The organism is Streptomyces sp. Je 1-369 (genome assembly GCF_026810505.1).
GTDB lineage: Bacteria > Actinomycetota > Actinomycetes > Streptomycetales > Streptomycetaceae > Streptomyces.
The window spans coordinates 6,038,152-6,056,352 of the sequence record NZ_CP101750.1 but is presented as its reverse complement, the minus strand read 5'-3'; the positions used below and the strand labels follow the sequence as shown (position 1 = coordinate 6,056,352).

Sequence of the window (18,201 nt, the reverse complement as noted above, 5' to 3'; positions counted from 1 at the left end):
CTGCTCGCTGCTGGTACTTGTGAGCCGGTCCGATTGTTCCACGGCCGGAGGGGGGTCGCCGCTCACACATGTCCGACGGATGTGTGTCCGACGGCGGGGCGGGGACTTGGGGAGGGGGCGGGTCGGGACGTTCGTACCGGGGGCGGCGGGGCTTTCGTCCGGCGGGCGACCTAATCAGCCGCAGAGGTATTGTCAAGAGGACACAGCCGCGATATCGGGTACTTTGTCCGACTCGAAGCGGCGACGGGTTCACCGATCTCGAAGAAGGAGAGAGCACGCGTGACGCGCAGCGTGTACGTGACCGGCATCGACCGGGGCGACGGCCGCCAGGTCGTCGAACTGGGAGTCATGGAGCTCCTCACCCGGCAGGTCGACCGGGTGGGCGTCTTCCGGCCACTGGTCCACGACGGCCCCGACCGGCTCTTCGACCTGCTGCGCGCCCGGTACCGGCTCTCGCAGGACGCCGCGTCCGTGTACGGCATGGACTACCACGAGGCGTCCGCGCTCCAGGCGGAGCAGGGCACCGACGAACTGGTCTCGCAGCTCGTCGACCGGTTCCACCGGGTCGCGAGGGACTATGAAGTCGTTCTCGTGCTCGGCACGGACTTCGCCGACACCCAGCTGCCCGACGAGCTCGCCCTGAACGCTCGGCTCGCCAACGAGTTCGGTGCCTCCGTGCTGCCCGTGGTCGGCGGCAAGAACCAGACCGCCGAGTCGGTGCGCGCCGAGACACGGAACGCCTACCGCGCGTACGACTCGCTCGGCTGCGACGTCCTCGCCATGGTCACCAACCGGGTCGCCCCCGCCGACCGGGACGAGATCCACGAGCGCCTCGACGCCCGCCTCCCCGTGCCCTGCTACGTCCTGCCGGACGAGGCCGCGCTCTCCGCGCCGACGGTCGCGCAGATCACCCACGCGCTCGGCGGCCGCGTGCTGCTCGGCGACGACTCGGGGCTCGCGCGCGACGCCCTGGACTTCGTCTTCGGCGGCGCCATGCTGCCCAACTTCCTGAACGCCCTGACCCCGGGCTGCCTGGTCGTCACCCCCGGCGACCGGGCCGACCTCGTGGTGGGCTCGCTCGCCGCGCACAGCGCGGGCACCCCGCCCATCGCGGGCGTCCTGCTGACCCTGAACGAGCAGCCGGGCCAGGAGATCCTCACCCTCGCCGACCGGCTCGCCCCGGGCACCCCGGTCGTCGCGGTCTCCGGCGGCTCCTTCCCCACCGCGGCCGAGCTCTTCGCCCTGGAGGGGAAGCTGAACGCGGCGACGCCCCGCAAGGCGGAGACCGCCCTCGGCCTCTTCGAGCGGTACGTCGACACGGCGGACCTCCTCAGTCGCGTCTCGGCGCCCAGCAGCGACCGCCTCACGCCGATGATGTTCGAGCACAAGCTCCTGGAACGGGCCCGTGCCGACCGGCGTCGCGTCGTGCTGCCCGAGGGCACCGAGGAGCGCGTGCTGCGCGCCGCCGACGTACTGCTGCGCCGCCGCGTCTGCGACCTGACGCTGCTCGGCCCCGTCGAGCAGATCCGCAAGAAGGCCGCCGACCTCGGTGTGGACCTCGCCGACTCCGAGCTCATCGACCCGCAGACCTCCGAGCTGCGGGACCGCTTCGCCGCGGCCTACGCGGAGCTGCGCGCCCACAAGGGCGTCACCGTCGAGCTCGCGTACGACGTGGTGGCGGACGTGAACTACTTCGGCACGCTGATGGTGCAGGAGGGCCTCGCCGACGGCATGGTGTCGGGCTCCGTGCACTCGACGGCGGCGACCATCCGTCCGGCCTTCGAGATCATCAAGACCAAGCCGGACGCCTCGATCGTGAGCTCCGTGTTCTTCATGTGCCTGGCCGACAAGGTCCTCGTGTACGGCGACTGCGCGGTCAACCCGGACCCGAACGCCCCGCAGCTCGCGGACATCGCCGTGCAGTCGGCGACCACCGCCGAGCAGTTCGGGGTCGAGCCGCGGATCGCGATGCTGTCGTACTCGACGGGCACGTCCGGTTCGGGCGCCGACGTCGACAAGGTGCGCGAGGCCACCGAGCTGGTGCGCGAGCAGCGCTCGGACCTGAAGATCGAGGGCCCGATCCAGTACGACGCCGCGGTGGAGCCGTCGGTCGCGGCCACCAAGCTGCCCGATTCGGACGTCGCGGGCCAGGCCAGCGTGCTGATCTTCCCCGACCTGAACACCGGCAACAACACATACAAGGCCGTGCAGCGCTCGGCCGGCGCGATCGCCGTCGGCCCGGTCCTCCAGGGCCTGCGCAAGCCGGTCAACGACCTGTCCCGGGGCGCGCTCGTCCAGGACATCGTCAACACCGTCGCCATCACGGCGATCCAGTCCCAGCCCCAGGCCCAGCCCCAGACGCCCACCGCCTGACCACCCCCACAGAAAGCGCCTCATCAGTGACCGCCACGCGCGTACTCGTCCTCAACTCCGGCTCGTCGTCGGTGAAGTACCAGCTCCTCGACATGCGGGACAGTTCGCGTCTCGCCGTCGGCCTGGTCGAGCGGATCGGCGAGGAGACCTCCCGGCTCAAGCACACCCCGCTGACCGGCGGCGGCGCCGAGTCCCGTGAGCGCGAGGAGCCGATCGCCGACCATGAGCAGGCGCTGCGGGCCGTCGCCGACGAGCTGTCCGCCGACGGGCTCGGCCTCGACTCCCCCGAGCTCGCCGCGATCGGCCACCGCGTCGTGCACGGCGGCCTGAAGTTCACCGAGCCGACGGTGATCGACGACGCGGTCCTGAAGGAGATCGAGCGCCTCGTCCCGGTGGCGCCGCTGCACAACCCGGCGAACATCACCGGCATCCGCACCGCCCGGGCGATCCGCCCCGACCTGCCGCAGGTCGCCGTCTTCGACACCGCGTTCCACACGACGATGCCGGAGTCCGCGGCGCGGTACGCGCTCGACGTGAAGACCGCCGACGAGCACCGCGTGCGGCGCTACGGCTTCCACGGCACGTCCCACGCGTACGTCTCGCGCAAGACCGCGGCGCTGCTCGGCAGGGCCCCCGAGGACGTCAACGTCATCGTGCTGCACCTGGGCAACGGCGCTTCGGCGAGCGCGGTGCGGGGCGGGAAGTGCGTCGACACATCGATGGGGCTCACGCCACTGGAGGGGCTCGTGATGGGTACCCGTACCGGTGACATGGATCCCGCGGTGATCTTCCATCTCGCCCGGGTCGGCGGAATGTCCATCGACGAGATCGACATTCTGGTCAACAAGAAGAGCGGTCTGATCGGTCTCTGCGGCGACAACGACATGCGGGAGATCAGGCGCCGTATAGACGCCGGTGACGAAGAGGCGGCGCTCGCCTTCGACATCTACATCCACCGTTTGAAGAAGTACATCGGCGCGTATTACGCGGTGCTCGGCAAGGTGGACGCCATCGTGTTCACGGCCGGTGTCGGCGAGAACGCCGCTCCGGTGCGGGAAGCGGCGGTGGCGGGCCTGGAAGAGCTGGGTCTCGCGGTGGACGGTGCACTCAATTCCGTACGTTCCGACGAACCCCGTCTCATTTCGCCGGAGTACGCACGCGTGGCCGTCGCCGTGGTGCCCACCGACGAAGAACTGGAGATCGCCGATCAGACGTATGCATTGGTCAGTGACCGCAACGCCTGAGCGCACAGCCGCCCATTTGTAGATTCCACCAGACGGAATATTCCGTAGCGAAACAAACCGATAGGATCGCCCCATGCGCCGTTCCAAAATCGTCTGCACGCTGGGCCCCGCCGTCGACTCCGAAGAGCAGCTCGTCTCGCTGATCGAGGCCGGCATGAACGTGGCCCGATTCAACTTCAGCCACGGCACGCACGCCGAGCACCAGGGGCGGTACGACCGCGTCCGTGCGGCCGCCGGGAAGACCGGCCGTGCCATCGGTGTCCTCGCCGACCTCCAGGGCCCGAAGATCCGTCTGGAGACCTTCGCCGAGGGTCCCGTCGAGCTGGTGCGCGGTGACGAGTTCACCATCACCACCGAGGACGTCCCCGGCGACAAGTCCATCTGCGGCACGACCTACAAGGGTCTGCCCGGCGACGTCTCCAAGGGCGACCAGGTCCTCATCAACGACGGCAACGTCGAGCTGCGCGTCGTCGAGGTGGACGGCCCGCGCGTGAAGACGATCGTCGTCGAGGGCGGTGTCATCTCCGACCACAAGGGCATCAACCTGCCCGGCGCGGCCGTGAACGTGCCCGCCCTGTCGGAGAAGGACATCGAGGACCTCCGCTTCGCCCTGAAGATGGGCTGCGACATGGTCGCCCTCTCCTTCGTGCGCGACGCGAGCGACGTCAAGGACGTCCACAAGGTGATGGACGAGGAGGGCCGCCGGGTCCCCGTCATCGCCAAGGTGGAGAAGCCGCAGGCCGTCGCCAACATGGAGGGCGTCGTCGCGGCGTTCGACGCCGTGATGGTGGCCCGTGGCGACCTGGCCGTCGAGTACCCGCTCGAGAAGGTCCCGATGGTGCAGAAGCGCCTCGTGGAGATGTGCCGCCGCAACGCCAAGCCGGTGATCGTCGCGACCCAGATGATGGAGTCGATGATCACCAACTCGCGCCCCACGCGCGCCGAGGCGTCCGACGTCGCCAACGCGATCCTGGACGGCGCCGACGCGGTCATGCTGTCGGCCGAGTCGAGCGTCGGCGCGTACCCGATCGAGACCGTCAAGACGATGTCGAAGATCGTGCAGGCCGCCGAGGGCGAGCTGCTCTCCAAGGGCCTCCAGCCGCTGGTGCCGGGCAAGAAGCCGCGTACGCAGGGTGGTTCGGTGGCCCGTGCCGCGTGCGAGATCGCGGACTTCCTGGGCGGTGAGGCGCTGATCGCCTTCACGCAGTCCGGCGACACGGCCCGCCGCCTCTCCCGCTACCGCGCGGCCCAGCCGATCCTGGCGTTCACCACGGACGAGTCGACCCGCAACCAGCTCACGCTGAGCTGGGGCGTGGACACGTACGTCGTGCCGCACGTCGACAACACCGACGCGATGGTCGAGCTCGTCGACGCCGAGCTGGTCAAGCTCAACCGCTTCAACGACGGCGACACGGTCGTCATCACGGCGGGCTCGCCCCCCGGCGTCCCCGGCACCACCAACATGGTCCGGGTGCACCACCTGGGCGGCGGCGAGCGCGACTGACCCCCGCTCCCCCGTACGAACGCCGAGGGCGCCCCCTGCGAAAGGGGGCGCCCTCGGCGTTCGTCACGAACGGGGCCTAGCGATCGATCGTCTGCTCCAGGCCGGGCACCGTCAGGGTGCCGCCGAACTGAGCGGCCTGCGTCACCTTCACCTTGGTGAAGTACGCGATCGGGACGTTCAGCGGCGGCGGGTGCTCGGGGTCGAAGACGATCGGGATCAGCCCGAACAGGTTGCCCTGCAGCCGCTCCGTGTACATGATCGTCTGCCCGTCGCGGATCGTGGACGTGGAGCCCTCGTCCGCCTTGATGTGGTACTTCGAGCCGTCGGGGCCGGGGGCGATCTGGTGCAGGTCGCCGATGTCCGTGCCGTTGTCGACGGTGAACTTGAGCGCCTGCTTCTTCTTGCCTCCGGCCGTCGTCAGGTTCACGACGCCCTTGTAGTCGAGGCCCTTGAGGAGCAGGGAGCTTGCCTCCAGCTGCCACGGGTCGTCCGGGATCGGCGCGGGCGTCTGCTCGGCGTCACCGTCGACCTTCTTCTCGACCACGCACGGGAACGGCTTCTTGCCGTCCGCGTCCGGGGCCATGGGGTCCACGGACTCCTCGGGCTCCTCGGCCTTCTCGGACTCGTCGCCCTCGGCCTTGTCCTTGAGCTCGTCGGCCTTGTCCTTGAGCTCGTCGGCAGCGTCCTCGACCGGCTTGGTGACCTTGTCGGTCGTGTCCTTGGCGGCGTCCTTGGCCTTGTCCTCGGGCTTGTCCTCGGGCGACTTGGTCTCCTCCGAGGCGGAGGGGGACGGTGTCGCGTCCGGGGACTTCTCGTCGGCGGGCTTGTCGTCCGGCTTGTCGGGCGTGAAGACGTCCTTGAGCGCGTCGCCCACACCCAGCGGGTCCCAGGGGTTCTTGGTCTTGGAGGGCGTGGGGTCCGGCTCGGGCTCCTTGGCCGTGTCCTTGTCCCCGGTGTCTCCCGTGTCCCCCGCGTCCCCCGCGTCCGAGGACGGGTCGGTCTTCGCGTCCCCGGAAGAGGAGGGCGTCGGCTCGGTGGAGCCCTTGCCCGCCTCGCCCTTGGCCGCCTCGTCCTTGCCCGCCTCGCCCTTGGCCGCCTCGTCCTGCTCCGCCTTCTTCTTGGCGTCCTCGGCGTCCTGCGCGTCCTTGGCGTCCTGCGCGTCCTTCGCTTCCTTCTCGACGTCCTTGGAAGCGTCGTCCGGCGCCGTGACACACGGGCCGTCCCGGAAGGGGTTCTTGGGGACGCCCGGCTTCGCCTGCGCGAGCGTGGGCGTCAGGCCCATTCCCATGAGCACCGCACTCGGCATGGCCGCGAGGGCTATCGCCTTGCCCGCGGGCATCTGCAGACGGGTGAGCAGCGGCTTCCTGGGGGCCGCGTGACGCGGCCCGGATCTCGCACGGGACTCCCCCGCGGAGTCGTCGTGGTGCACCTCGTCAGCCTGCACGGTGCCTCCCGTTCGTCCCGTCCACCGGGCTCGTTGCTGACAGATCGTCGGTAGCGCTCGCACCGTCCACACCGTTCGGAGCGCCCGCGACCGCGGGCTCGGACCGGTTCTCCGTCCGCCCCTTCGCGGCCCTCGCGCCCCTCGCACCCTTCGCGGGCGCGCTCCCGGGCTCGCCCCAGGCGATGCCGAGGGCGCCGCCGATCAGTGCGAGCAGGAAGCCGACGAGGAAGCCGCCGATGTTGGAGACGACCAGGGAGACCAGGGCGAGCAGGATCGCCGCGACACCCGCGAAGACGCGCGTGTGCACCTGGAACCACATGGTCAGACCGAGCACCATCAGGAGTACGCCGATGATCAGCGAACCCGCTCCCGCCGTCGTGGCCAGGGCGAGCGTCAGGTTGCCGAGCTTGATGTTGCCGTAGGGCAGGTAGGCGATCGGCACGCCGCCAAGGATGGTGAGGAGGCCTGCCCAGAACGGGCGGGAGCCCCGCCAGGCCCGGAACTTCCTGCGGTAGACGGTGAGGAAGTGGTCGTTCGGCCCCGGTGACTTGGCGCTCATGGGAAAACAGCTCCTTGGAACCGGCGGTACGTGAATTCGGTGAAGCTCTGCGGTGGCGGGCGGGAGAGTGGATCTCCCCGCCCGCCCGTCCGGCCGCTGCCCCGTCCCCGCCCTCACAGATCGGCGGGTCAAGGGCTCAGCGAGTGCTTAGAAGCACTCCTTCTTGCCCTTGTGCAGCTTCATGTTGAGGCCGCTCAGCTTGAAGGTGCCGGCGCTGGTGGCCCAGGCCGTCTGCTCGATGTCCTTCAGGATGGCGCGGTCGGCTTCCTGGGCGAAACCGTTCGGGTTCGCCTGCTCCTTGCCGCCCTTCATGCCGGGGCCCTTGGTGGAGGACCCGGCCGCGACACCGATGTTGATGTTCCTGAACTCGGCGTCGGCATCGAGCTGCGCCACGTCGATGTACAGGTTCTTGGCCTCGACGGGCTTCTTGCCGCCACCCGCGTTCAGCTGGAGCGTGACGTCGCCGAGCACCGGGATGTGCGTCACGACGGACTGGCACATGTTGGTGATCTTGGCCCTCTTGAAGGCGGAGACCGACACGGGGTGGGCGGCCTTCTTGCCCTCCATGTCGACACCGACGTCAACGCCGCCGTACTGGACCATTCCGTGGCCGTCGAGCTTGTCGGCCGAGACCTTGAACGACTGGCCGGACACACTGAACGATGCCGCGAGCGCGCCCTGCGAGAGGGCGACACCTATCGCGGCGGTAGCCGCGACGCTCGGCACCATGACTACGGCGAACCGCTTCCATCTGGTTCCGCCACGAGCCACAGATTCCATGACTTTCCTCCTTCTCGGACGTACATCTCCGGCCCTGACTGCTCCCTTTCGGGCGGCTCAGCCGGGCAGGGATGGGAGAAGTGCTACGTCCTCGGGAAGGAGAGCGCCCGCATCGGAGGCGCGCAACCGCACCACGTTCACCGGCGATCACCCCCGAGCGACAACCACTGGTCGCGCCTGACGCATCACGCACAACCTCGCGGACAGGCCCTGCCGGTGACGGCAGAGACCCCCCTGTCCAGACCGGCGACGGCGTCACCGGCCTGCTCGGTGGGGACCCGGAAGGCCCGCTCCCGACTGGCTTTCGGGCTACGGGTCAACGGACCGAGCGTGGCCGATCGTGGTGCATTCTCGGCCCCCGCACAAGGGGGTTCGTTACTGGCTAGTAACGGCCGGATAACCGAAGCGCGACCGGGCGGTATCGGTCGGGCACGGACGGTGGCCCCGGGTGGCGTCGCAGAACGGGGCATCATCGGACGTATCCACGCAGAGGGAAGCCGATGTCTTACTTGGAGTAACAGTGGCCGCAATTGCCAAGTTTTGGCAAAGTGCGGCCACTGTGGCGCCTGGGAACAGACTTTTCACTCCGGCATCACACAGCCCCGCGTTTAGGGACTGGTCAGCCGACTCGGGTCAGAAGAGCACCCGGGCGAGCTGCGTGCGCGCCGACGTGACGCGCGGGTCCTCGCCGCCCACGACCTCGAAGAGTTCGAGGAGCCGCACCCGCGCCGCGTCCCGGTCGTCGCCCGCGGTGCGCCGGACCGCGTCGATGAGCCGCCCGAAGGCGTCCTCGACGTGGCCGCCCACCAGGTCCAGGTCGGCGGCGGCGATCTGCGCCCGCACGTCCGCGGGACGGTCGGCCGCGTCCTTGCGGACCACCTGCGCGTCCAGGCCCTGGACGCGCTGTAGCAGTTCGGCCTGGGCGAGGCCGAGCTTGGCCTCGGTGTTGGCGGGATCGTCGCTGAGCACGTTCTTGTACGCCCGCACCGCACCGGCGAGATCGCCCGCGTCCAGCGCCTGTACGGCCGCTTCGAGCAGGGCGTCGTGCGGACCGGCCGGCACCTCGGGCGCCGCGGGGGCCTGCTCGCCCTGCGCGTCGCCGTCGCCGTCGCCGTCGACGACCAGACCGGTCAGGCCGAAGCGCTCCTCGCCGACCTGGATGAGCTGGTCCAGGGTCTGGCGGATCTGCGCCTCGGGGGCGGCGCCCTGGAAGAGCGGCAGGGCCTGTCCGGCCACCACCGCGAAGACGGCCGGGATCCCCTGGACCCCGAACTGCTGCATCAGCATCTGGTTCGCGTCGACATCGATCTTGGCAAGGAGGAAACGGCCGTTGTATTCCTGCGCGAGCCGCTCCAGGAGGGGGCCCAGCTGCTTGCACGGCTCGCACCACTCGGCCCAGAAGTCGATGACGACCGGGACCTCGGTGGAGCGCTGCAGGACGTCGCGCTCGAAGCCCGCCTCGTCGACATCGATGACGAGGGAGGCCGGGGTGATCGCGGCGCCCGCCGCGCCCCCGCCCTGCCGGGCCGCTTCGGCGCGCGCCTGCTCCGCCTTCGCCTTGGCCTCCTGGGCCGCCTTCACCGCGGCGAGGTCGACGACTCCGCTCATGGACATGTTCCGTGGCTGCATGAGTACATCCTCCCCCAAGCCGTGCGGGAACCGTGCCCGTCCGTGACCCTCCGCCGGAATGCGGGGTCAGGGGCGGCACGGTTCAGGTCCCTGTGGAGACCGGCGGACCGGTCGATGGCGTCGATGATGTTGACGGTGTTGATGGCCCGGGGTCCCCACCCCGGGCCGGTGCTGCGTGGTCTGTCGCTCGTGGCTTTCGCTACGGGTCGTAGCGTAACTGTCCGCTCCCGGGCCTGGGGAGACCCCTTCCGGTGATCTCCCTCACTCGGCACCCCGAACGGCTACGTACTGGCCGGTATGGTCGCCGCCATGCAGAGCCGTACGACGTCCTCCACGCCTCCCGCCCGCACCGGCGGCCGCCCGCGCAGCGCGGCCGCCGACGCCGCGATCCTGGAGGCGACCCGGCAGGGCCTCGTCGAACTGGGCTGGTCCAAGCTGACGCTGGGCGCCGTCGCCACGCGCGCGGGCGTCGCCAAGACGACCCTGTACCGGCGCTGGGCGGGCAAGAGCGAGCTCGTCGTGGACGCGGTGGCGGAGCTCTTCGACGAGCTCGAGCTGCCCGACCGGGGCAGCCTCGCCGCGGACATCGAGGGCGTCGTCCTGCAGTTCGCGGTGCTGCTCGGGCGTCCCGAGACGAAGACGGCGCTGATGGCGGTGGTCGCCGAGTCCACGACGGACGAGCCGCTGCGGGACCGCATCCGCGCGTCCATCGTCGACCGCCAGAAACGGCTCGTCCTCGCGGGCCGCAAGCGGGCCCAGGAGCGCGGCGAACTCCCCGCGGAGCCGGACGCGGTCTCGGCGGGCCGCACCGCCGACCTCATCTTCGACGTGATCGCGGGCGCGGTGGTCCACCGTGCCCTGGTCAGCGCGGAACCGGTGGACGAGGAGTGGGCACGGCGGTTCACGCTGCTGCTGCTCGGCGGGCTCGCGGCGGCCGCGGCGCAGGCGTGAAGGGTGGGGGCGCCCCGTAAGGGGCGCGGGGAACTGCGCGACCGGCCCCCACCGGCCCGCGGCTGAGACTCACACCTGATACCGCTCAGGAGCGAACAGCCGCAGGTTCTCGGCGACCCACTCCGAGGTCAGCTTCAATCCGTCCTCAAGAGAGATGGCCGGGGCCCACCCGGCCCACTCCCGCGCCCGGGAGTTGTCCGAAAGCAGCCGCTCCACCTCGCTCCCCGAGGGGCGGAGCCGCGCCGGGTCGACGACCACGGACGCCTCCCGCCCCGACGCCGAGATGAGCGCCTCGGCGAGGTCACCGATGGAGATCTCCCGGCCCACGCCGAGGTTGACCGCGTGGCCGAGCGCCCGGTCGGCGACCGCCATCGCCATGAACCCGCGCGCCGTGTCCGTCACGTACGTGAAGTCCCGCGTGGGCGTCAGCGATCCCAGCTTGATCTCGCGCGCACCGGCGTGCAGTTGGGCGAGGATCGTGGGGATGACGGCGCGGGCGGACTGCCGCGGACCGTACGTGTTGAAGGGCCGCACCACCGTCACCGGCAGCTCGAACGCGTGCCAGTGCGAGAGCGCCATCATGTCGGCGCCGATCTTCGACGCGGAGTACGGCGACTGCGGCTGAAGCGGGTGCGCCTCACTGATCGGCGCCGTCAGGGCGGTCCCGTACACCTCACTCGTGGACGTGTGCACCATGCGCCGCACGGAGTGCCTGCGGCACGCCTCAGCGACGTTCTCCGTGCCGACGACGTTCGTCTGGACGTACGCGCCCGGGGAGTCGTACGAGTACGGGATGCCGATCAGCGCGGCGAGGTGGAAGACCGTGTCGCACCCGGCGACCGCGTCCATCACGCGCCCCGCGTCCCGCACATCGCCCGCGATCATCTCGACCCGCGGGTCGCCGAGGAGATGCGCCAGGTGCCCCTTCTCCGCGTACGGCTTGTAGTGCACGAACGCGCGGACCTTCGCGCCCGCTTCGAGGAGCTGGTCGACGAGCGTCGAGCCGATGAAGCCCTCGGCGCCGGTGACGAGGACGGTGCGGTTCTGCCAGGAAAAGGTCTTCACGCGTACTCCAGGTGGGATGTGGGGTGGGTGAGTCCGAGGACCCGCTCGGCGAGCAGGTCGGCGGCGCGGGCGTGCGGTCCGGGGTCGGCGGCGCCGCTCATCGCGGCGAGCCGTACCGGGTCCGCGAGGAGCGGGCCGACTAGCTGCGCGAGCCGGTCCGCGGTCGTCTCGGCGTCGGGCAGCAGGAGGCCCGCGCCGGCGTCGGAGAGGACCCGGGCGTTGTGGGTCTGGTGGTCGCCGGGCGCGTGCGGGTAGGGCACGAGGACGGCGGGGACACCGGTGGCGGCGAGTTCGGCGACGGTCGCCGAGCCCGCGCGGCACACGACGAGGTCGGCGGCGGCGTAGGAGAGGTCCATGCGGTCGAGGTAGGGCACGGCGCGGGCGACCGCGTCACCGCCTTCCGCGGCGAGCCGCGCCCGTGTCTCCTCCAGGGCCGCGGGTCCGGTCTTGATGAGGAGGTGTACGTCCCCGCGCTCCCGCCAACGCGCCGCGAGGCCGACCGCCGCCGCCGTGAGGCGGGCCGCGCCGAGGCTGCCGCCGTTGAAGAGGATCAGGCGGGCGCCCGGCGGCACGCCGAGCTCACGCCGGGCCTCCGGGCGCAGCGCGGCCCGGTCGAGCGCGGCGAGCGGCGCCGCGATCGGCATGCCGGTGGTGTGCGCGCGCTCGCCGCCGGGCAGGTGGGCGCGGCTGCGGTCGAAGGCCACCGCGATGTTCGGGGTGAGCCGGGCGGCGAACCGGTTGGCGCGGCCCGGTACGGCGTTGGACTCGTGGATGAGGCTCGGCAGCCCCGCCATGCGCGCGCCGACGATGACGGGGGCGCTGGGGTAGCCGCCCATGCCGACGGCGACCTGCGCGCCCTGCTCCCGCAGGATGGTCCGGCACTGGGCGCCGGACTTCACCAGGGCGGCGGGGAGCAGATAGCGGCGGGCACCGAGCGACGGGTCGAAGGGGATCATGTCGACGGTGTGGAGGCGGTACCCGGCGTCCGGTATCAGCCGGGTCTCCAGGCCCCGTTCGGTGCCGACGAAGGAGATCACGGCGCCCGGCACGGCCCGGCGCAGCGCGTCGGCGAGGGCGAGTCCGGGATAGATGTGCCCGCCGGTGCCGCCCGCGCCGATCACGACGGAGAGAGAGGTTCGCATGGGAGTGGAGCCTCACGCGAGGGTCTAAGAGGGTTTTAAGAGCCGCGTTTGGCACCTTTGGACCATGAGTTTCACGAGCGTGACCAGTAAGGGCGGCCCGCCGGGCGCGGGCGGGACGGCGCTCCGCATCCTCGTCGTCGACGACGACCCCGAGGTCCGCGCCGCCGTCGAGGACGCCCTGACGGTCGAGGGCCACCACGTGCGGGGCGCGGCGGACGGCCACCGCGCGCTGACGGCGGTGGCGCGCTGGGAGCCGGACCTGGTGGTCCTCGATGTCCTGATGCCGGTCATGGACGGCCTCGCGGTCTGCCGTCAGCTGCGCGCCGCGGGCGACCGCACGCCGGTCCTCGTCCTGACGGCCCTGGACTCGGTGAGCGAGCGCGTCGACGGTCTGGACGCGGGCGCCGACGACTACTTGGTGAAGCCGTTCGCGCTGGACGAGCTGGTGGCGCGGGTGCGGGCGCTGCTGCGGCGTGCGACGCCGGAGCGGGCCGCGGACGACGGGGACGACCTCTCGTACGGTGATCTGGTCCTGGATCCCGCGACGCGCACCGGTCGGCGCGGCGGGCGGCGGGTCGAGTTCAGCCGCACGGAGGCCGTCCTGTTGGAGCTGCTGCTGCGCAACGCGGGGCAGGTCCTGCCGCGCGAGCTGATCCAGCAGGCGGTGTGGGGGCGGGACTTCGGCCCCGACTCCAACTCGCTTGCCGTGTACGTGGGTTACCTGCGCCGGAAGCTGGAGTCGGGCGGCGAGCCCCGTCTCGTCCACACCGTGCACGGCGTCGGCTACCGGCTGGGTTCCCCGTGAGCGCGCGGCGCAGGCTGGGCGCGCGGTGGCGGCGGCGCAGGCCGCTGCGGACCCGGCTGGCGGTGGTCGCGGCGGCCGCCGTGGCGGTGGTGGCGATCGGGGTGTGCGCCGCCGCGTTCTTCGTGATCCGCTACAAGCTGTACCAGCAGCTCGACCAGAACCTCGCCCAGTCGGCGACGCTCATCGCCCAGCAGCACCGCTCCGAGGGGCTCGGCGTCATGACGGGCGAGTGCCGGTTCCTGGGCGCGCCCGCCTGCTCCCAGCTCGTTCCCGCGGATGCGGCGGACGACCCGTCGAAGCCGTACCTGCTGCCGGTGTCGGGGCTGACGCGCTCGGTCGCCGACGGCCGCCGTCCCCCCTACTACGCGAACATCACGCTCCCCGGGGGCAAGCCCGGCCGCATGTACACCACCACGTTCGGCAAGGAGGGCGAGGCCGTGCAGGTCGCCCTGCGCGCGGACATCGCCGAGCGCGGCGTCAGCCAGGCCGCGTCGCTGCTGGCCGCGGTGGGCGGCGCGGGCGTACTGCTCTCCGCGCTCGGCGGCTACTGGGTCTCCCGCACCGGCCTGGCCCCGATCACCCGCCTCACGGCCACCGCGGAGCGCATCGCCGCGACGCGCGACGCCCGTCACCGCATCGAACTCCCCCCGGGCCGACCCGCCCGCGCGGGCCACGAGGACGAGGTGACCCGCCTCGCCACCTCCTTCAACACGATGCTGGCCGAACTGGAGGAGTCCGTCGCGGCCCGCCGCCGACTGGTCGCCGACGCCTCGCACGAGCTGCGCACCCCGCTGACGGCGCTGCGTACGAACGCGGAACTCCTGGCACGCGCGGACCGTCTGACGGACACCCAGCGAGACCGCGCCTCCGGGGCACTCGCCCGTCAGCTGCGCGAGGTCACCGGCCTGGTCAACGACCTGATCGAGCTGGCCAGGGAGGCGGAGCCGCAGCCCCTGCTCGAAGAGGTACGACTCGCCCCGCTCGCCGCCCACACGGTCGACGCGGCACGCGGCCACTGGCCCGCGGTCTCCTTCGAGCTCCACGTGGCGCCGGAAGCGGCCGACCTCGACCTGCCCGGCGTACCGGCCCGGCTGTCCCGCCTGCTCACCAACCTCGTCGACAACGCGGCCAAGTTCAGCCCGCCGGGCGGCCCGGTCGAGATCACCCTGACCCGCACCGAGCTGACCGTACGCGACCACGGCCCCGGCATCGCGGAGGAGGACCTCCCGTACGTCTTCGACCGCTTCTACCGCGCCGATAAGGCCCGCGCCCTGCCAGGATCGGGCCTCGGCCTGGCGATGGCCCGGCAGATCGCCCACGCACACGACGCGGAACTGACGGCGGAGCGGGCGCCGGGGGGCGGCGCGCTGTTCCGCCTGACGCTGCCGGGTGCCTAGAGCACCCTGAGGGCTACCCCTTCTTCCAGGCGCAGCTGCCCGGCGTGGCCTTGCCCTTGGTGACGAGCCGGTCGGCCTCGCGGGCCACGAGTACGCGCGTGTGGTCGCCCTTGCAGACCACGGTGCGGTCGCCGTGGCCGGCCAGGTCGACGAGGATCTGGTCCCAGTGCCGGTACTGCACGTCGTGCCCGGAGTCGGCGTACGAGCGCACCTTCGCCGTGCCCGGCAGCTCCTTCTGCCACGTCTTCAGCGTGGCGGGCGGCACGGTGGTGTCCTTCTTGCCGCCGTAGAGGTAGACGGGGGCGTCGAGCTTCGACAGGTCGGGGCCGGGGCGCCCGCAGTACAGCTTCTGCTCGTGCACCTGCGGCGCGGGGTCGGCCTGCTGGCCGCGCTGGTTGTACGTGCGCGCCCCTTCCTCGTACGCCGTGTCCGCGAAGCCCGGGATGGACTTGACGGGGCTGTCGTCGGGGAAGGCCCACCACTTGCGCGGGTCCTTGATCTGCTCCTTGACGGCGTCGGAGAGCGCGTCGTCCGACAGCCCGCAGTATTCGGGCTTCGTGCCGTACGGAGGCAGGGCGGCGGCGAGGTGGAGCTGCGAGATCCGCTCGGGGGCGCGGGCGGCGAGCTCGGCGGCGTAGGGGCCGCCGCCGGATATCGCGACGACGGACACGTCGTCGACACCGAGCCTGTCGAGGACCTCCAGGGCGTCCTTGGCGAAGTCGGCCTTGCCGAGGTCCTCGTCGAACTCGGTGTCGCCGAAGCCGTTGCGCTCCACGGAGATGAGGCGCAGGCCCAGGTCCTCGCGGGTCGAGCGGAAGAAGTCCGTCATGTGCGAGGCACGGGCGCTGGTGCCGGTGCCGCCGATGAACAGGACGGGCTTGCCGTCCTTCTCGCCGGTGTCGGAGTAGTGCGCGGTCCGCCCGTCGGAGAGCTTCGCGGCCCGCACGTCGGGGCCGAGCGAGTCGAAGTCGTCCTGCACCTTGGGCTCGGGCGGCGGGCTCGCGCTCACTTCGCCGGAGCCGCCCACGAGCAGCGCGCCGAGGACGGTGCAGGTGGCGGCACCGATGGCGAGGGCGGCGGTGCGGGCGTGACCGGTTGAGCTCACGGATTCTCCTGGGGCGGGGGGTCGCTGGCCGCGCGAGCGCCTGCCCTGGCCCCGGGGCCTTAAACCTAAAAATTCCGGCCCTGCTGCCGTCGGTCTCCTCGGCGGCGGCAGGGCCGGGCACGTCACGGGCCCGTCGCGCGGGACCGGGTCACTTCAGGGCCACTCCGCCGCAATAAGGAATCACGTTGTTGGAGTTGAAGTCTATTCCCCCGTCCGCGGTTCCTTGCCAGTTCCCCAGATAGGCGCCGATGTGGACACCCACTCCGTCCACGATATTGGGAAGGTTGAAATCTTTCGTTGTTCCCTTCCCATTTCTGTTCCAGTACCAGTAATGATCGCCCGAATGATCAGCCATCTCCAGATGCCCGATCGCCGAGTGCCCGTCACGGAAGTTGTCCGTGACCAGGAGATGCTCGCCGTCGTGCTTGAACGTGGCCGTGGCGCCGCCATCATCGGACTTATCGGTACAGTTTTCTCCTGCGTGCGCCGGACCGGCCATGCCCATCGCGATCAGCGCAGCGACGGGAACGACCGCGGCCGCGATCCTGGATACCTTCACCATCAGTACCTCTCATTTCTACCGGTGAGCCAATGATCTGAACCAGTCAGCCGTAACGGGGGAACTCAGGCACGCGCCTCCGCGAAGAGGCAGTTCATCAAGGTTCCGTTGTTGGTCTGGCACACCTTGAGATCGATGAACCGACCGTCCGGGAAAGACGCGTTCTTCTTCCACGAGTCACCCTTGCCGCCGGTGACCCACTTCTCGATGTACTGGCCGGTGTAGGAGTCTTCCGCCTTGATGTAGACGCCCAGCCCGTCGGCGTAGTGATCAGATGCCGCCACGACCTCATCGTAAGAGGTGAAAGAGCCCTTCGAGGCCAGGGTGCCATTCACATGGTCATTCCAATGACGGATGGTGCAGTTCACCCCGTTGTCGTCCCACGACTCATCGCAGGCCTTGCTCGACTCCGCGTAGGAAACACCCGAGAATGTACCGAAAAGAACGGCCACACTCGCCCCTACGACCCCAAACCTCACAGCACTCCGCACGCTATTCACGTCCTCTCGTCTTTTCTTTTCCGGAATCACTCCCGCTCCCCCTGCCCCCACCCTTCGGGCACTCATCCTCCCGTAGCGCGACGAATAGGACGACGGCACCCAACTTCGGCTCATCCCGTTCGTAGCAAACTTTGTAGAGACGGGCGCGAGCGGGGTGAACGGACCGCTTTTCTCCTGTGGCCTGCCGTATGGAGAATCCCTGACCCTGATCCGCCACTTCCTTCATCACGTCATAAAGCGGCCGACTTTTCGGTGCTTTGAGGGATTCCGTCGCCCCGCCGCCCCGGTGCTCCGACTGGGGGGAACAGGCGACCGAACCAAGCAGAAGAAACAAAAGAGCCGACAGTAGCGCCAGCCCTTCCTTACGAACACGAACCTGCAGAATGACGGATGAGAGCATACGGAACCATCTGATTCGAAGATTCGAAGTGGATCCGATCTCAGATCTCACTATGGCGGCCGGTGTCTTCTTTCATGAACGACGCTACGGGCCGCGGAACGCCCCGGGCAATGCGCCGGGAAGAGCTGGCGTAATCACGCCTCATGCCGCCTGGACCGGCTCCACCTCGGGTTCCACTGAGTGAAATAGGGCGGAGGATGGGACAGTGCATCCCGTCCCATATGTCGCCCTCAGGGGGAGCGTGGCGTAATTACGCCACCCGCAATGCACCAGTTTTGTGCAGTTGGTGAAGGTTCTGTGCCTGTCAAAGGCGATCGGCGCTGCATATTATTCGCGATGCTTTCGGATCAGAGGTTTTCGCTGGGGGTGGAGTAGTGAGCACGGTTCCGGTGATTGACGCAACAGGCATACAGATCCTCGCCCTTCTTCGAAATGGGCTGGACGACGCCGCGGTGGCAAGGCAGCTTGGAATGGGCCACCGCACCGTTCAGCGCAGAGTCCAGGACCTGATGTCGCGTCTCGGAGCAAAGGGGAGGGTCGCTCTCGGGGCGCAGGCGCAGCAGCTCGGCCTGTTTGCGGAGACGGTTGAGATTTCGCCCGTGGTCGCTGATTAGCAACAGAAACATCTCCGGCTGGTGCGCCGCTTTTCTGTGCAAGCCGTCGGCCGCCGGCTCCACCATCAGCCCGCCCCCGCTCTTCTCAGCCGGTCGGGCGGGTCTGCCATGCCCGGCCGGGCATGGCTCC

Annotated in this window: 16 protein-coding genes; 7 read left to right on the top strand and 9 right to left on the bottom strand. The window is 70.1% G+C overall.

Annotated elements, in window-relative coordinates; genetic code table 11:
* The first annotated feature begins 279 nt into the window (after positions 1-279).
* The 3 genes from pta (at position 280) to pyk (ending at position 5,121) form a co-directional block, all read left to right on the top strand.
* Positions 280-2,373: a phosphate acetyltransferase gene (pta, locus tag NOO62_RS27625; RefSeq protein ID WP_268773529.1), complete on the top strand. Its 2,094-nt coding sequence runs from the start codon at positions 280-282 to the stop codon at positions 2,371-2,373.
* Between the two features lie 26 nt (positions 2,374-2,399).
* Entirely contained in the window at positions 2,400-3,617 is a 1,218-nt protein-coding gene (locus NOO62_RS27620; protein WP_268773528.1) for an acetate kinase, read from the top strand.
* A 73-nt stretch (positions 3,618-3,690) separates the two neighbouring features.
* On the top strand, positions 3,691-5,121 hold the full coding sequence (pyk, locus tag NOO62_RS27615) for a pyruvate kinase (protein WP_268773526.1): 1,431 nt from the start codon (positions 3,691-3,693) through the stop codon (positions 5,119-5,121).
* A gap of 76 nt (positions 5,122-5,197) precedes the next feature.
* Here the strand turns inward: pyk and NOO62_RS27610 are convergent, their stop codons facing one another.
* The 4 genes from NOO62_RS27610 to NOO62_RS27595 form a co-directional block, all read right to left on the bottom strand.
* Entirely contained in the window at positions 5,198-6,565 is a 1,368-nt protein-coding gene (locus tag NOO62_RS27610) for a hypothetical protein (protein ID WP_268773525.1), read from the bottom strand.
* On the bottom strand, positions 6,555-7,124 hold the full coding sequence (locus NOO62_RS27605; protein WP_268773524.1) for a DUF6114 domain-containing protein: 570 nt from the start codon (positions 7,122-7,124) through the stop codon (positions 6,555-6,557). The genes NOO62_RS27610 and NOO62_RS27605 overlap by 11 nt, the downstream gene beginning before the upstream one ends.
* A 147-nt stretch (positions 7,125-7,271) precedes the next feature.
* Positions 7,272-7,904 carry a DUF6230 family protein gene (locus NOO62_RS27600; protein WP_268773523.1) on the bottom strand — a complete coding sequence of 211 codons (633 nt, stop codon included), beginning with the start codon at positions 7,902-7,904 and terminating at the stop codon, positions 7,272-7,274.
* A 633-nt stretch (positions 7,905-8,537) separates the two neighbouring features.
* A complete protein-coding gene (locus NOO62_RS27595) occupies positions 8,538-9,533 on the bottom strand; it encodes a tetratricopeptide repeat protein (RefSeq protein ID WP_268773522.1) in 996 nt (331 codons plus the stop codon).
* 309 nt (positions 9,534-9,842) lie between these two features.
* On the opposite strand from NOO62_RS27595, the gene NOO62_RS27590 reads away from it, so the two are divergent.
* Positions 9,843-10,484: a TetR/AcrR family transcriptional regulator gene (locus tag NOO62_RS27590; RefSeq protein WP_268773521.1), complete on the top strand. Its 642-nt coding sequence runs from the start codon at positions 9,843-9,845 to the stop codon at positions 10,482-10,484.
* A 69-nt stretch (positions 10,485-10,553) separates the two neighbouring features.
* Here NOO62_RS27590 and NOO62_RS27585 read toward each other — a convergent pair whose 3' ends face one another.
* The gene (locus tag NOO62_RS27585) at positions 10,554-11,549 is read right to left on the bottom strand and encodes an SDR family NAD(P)-dependent oxidoreductase (protein WP_268773520.1); all 996 of its coding nucleotides are present in this window, start codon (positions 11,547-11,549) and stop codon (positions 10,554-10,556) included.
* The gene (locus NOO62_RS27580; RefSeq protein WP_268773519.1) at positions 11,546-12,691 is read right to left on the bottom strand and encodes a UDP-N-acetylglucosamine--N-acetylmuramyl-(pentapeptide) pyrophosphoryl-undecaprenol N-acetylglucosamine transferase; all 1,146 of its coding nucleotides are present in this window, start codon (positions 12,689-12,691) and stop codon (positions 11,546-11,548) included. Before NOO62_RS27580 ends, NOO62_RS27585 begins: the two co-directional genes overlap by 4 nt.
* A 64-nt stretch (positions 12,692-12,755) precedes the next feature.
* Here NOO62_RS27580 and NOO62_RS27575 point away from each other — a divergent pair, with 64 nt between their 5' ends.
* Positions 12,756-13,496, top strand: a complete 741-nt coding sequence (locus NOO62_RS27575; protein ID WP_268773518.1) for a response regulator transcription factor — start codon at positions 12,756-12,758, stop codon at positions 13,494-13,496.
* Positions 13,493-14,893 carry a sensor histidine kinase gene (locus tag NOO62_RS27570; RefSeq protein ID WP_268773517.1) on the top strand — a complete coding sequence of 467 codons (1,401 nt, stop codon included), beginning with the start codon at positions 13,493-13,495 and terminating at the stop codon, positions 14,891-14,893. The genes NOO62_RS27575 and NOO62_RS27570 overlap by 4 nt, the downstream gene beginning before the upstream one ends.
* 13 nt (positions 14,894-14,906) lie before the next feature.
* Here the strand turns inward: NOO62_RS27570 and NOO62_RS27565 are convergent, their stop codons facing one another.
* The 3 genes from NOO62_RS27565 to NOO62_RS27555 all read right to left on the bottom strand — a co-directional run bounded on the left by NOO62_RS27565 (position 14,907) and on the right by NOO62_RS27555 (position 17,009).
* Complete coding sequence (locus NOO62_RS27565) at positions 14,907-15,998, bottom strand: alpha/beta hydrolase (RefSeq protein ID WP_321170611.1); 1,092 nt, start codon at positions 15,996-15,998, stop codon at positions 14,907-14,909.
* Between the two features lie 148 nt (positions 15,999-16,146).
* A complete protein-coding gene (locus NOO62_RS27560) occupies positions 16,147-16,560 on the bottom strand; it encodes a hypothetical protein (RefSeq protein ID WP_268773516.1) in 414 nt (137 codons plus the stop codon).
* 62 nt (positions 16,561-16,622) lie between these two features.
* Positions 16,623-17,009 carry a hypothetical protein gene (locus tag NOO62_RS27555; RefSeq protein WP_268773515.1) on the bottom strand — a complete coding sequence of 129 codons (387 nt, stop codon included), beginning with the start codon at positions 17,007-17,009 and terminating at the stop codon, positions 16,623-16,625.
* Between the two features lie 822 nt (positions 17,010-17,831).
* Between NOO62_RS27555 and NOO62_RS27550 the strand changes: the two genes are divergently transcribed.
* Positions 17,832-18,071, top strand: coding sequence for a LuxR C-terminal-related transcriptional regulator (locus tag NOO62_RS27550; RefSeq protein ID WP_321170610.1), 240 nt, complete (start codon positions 17,832-17,834; stop codon positions 18,069-18,071).
* The last annotated feature ends 130 nt before the right edge of the window (positions 18,072-18,201 follow it).

Excerpts from the sequence above, each read along its gene's own strand:
- pyk (WP_268773526.1), top strand. The coding sequence starts at position 3,691 with ATGCGCCGTTCCAAAATCGTCTGCACGCTGGGCCCCGCCGTCGACTCC.
- NOO62_RS27605 (WP_268773524.1), bottom strand. The coding sequence starts at position 7,124 with ATGAGCGCCAAGTCACCGGGGCCGAACGACCACTTCCTCACCGTCTAC.
- NOO62_RS27600 (WP_268773523.1), bottom strand. The coding sequence starts at position 7,904 with ATGGAATCTGTGGCTCGTGGCGGAACCAGATGGAAGCGGTTCGCCGTA.
- NOO62_RS27595 (WP_268773522.1), bottom strand. The coding sequence starts at position 9,533 with ATGCAGCCACGGAACATGTCCATGAGCGGAGTCGTCGACCTCGCCGCG.
- NOO62_RS27590 (WP_268773521.1), top strand. The coding sequence starts at position 9,843 with ATGCAGAGCCGTACGACGTCCTCCACGCCTCCCGCCCGCACCGGCGGC.
- NOO62_RS27580 (WP_268773519.1), bottom strand. The coding sequence starts at position 12,691 with ATGCGAACCTCTCTCTCCGTCGTGATCGGCGCGGGCGGCACCGGCGGG.
- NOO62_RS27575 (WP_268773518.1), top strand. The coding sequence starts at position 12,756 with ATGAGTTTCACGAGCGTGACCAGTAAGGGCGGCCCGCCGGGCGCGGGC.
- NOO62_RS27560 (WP_268773516.1), bottom strand. The coding sequence starts at position 16,560 with ATGGTGAAGGTATCCAGGATCGCGGCCGCGGTCGTTCCCGTCGCTGCG.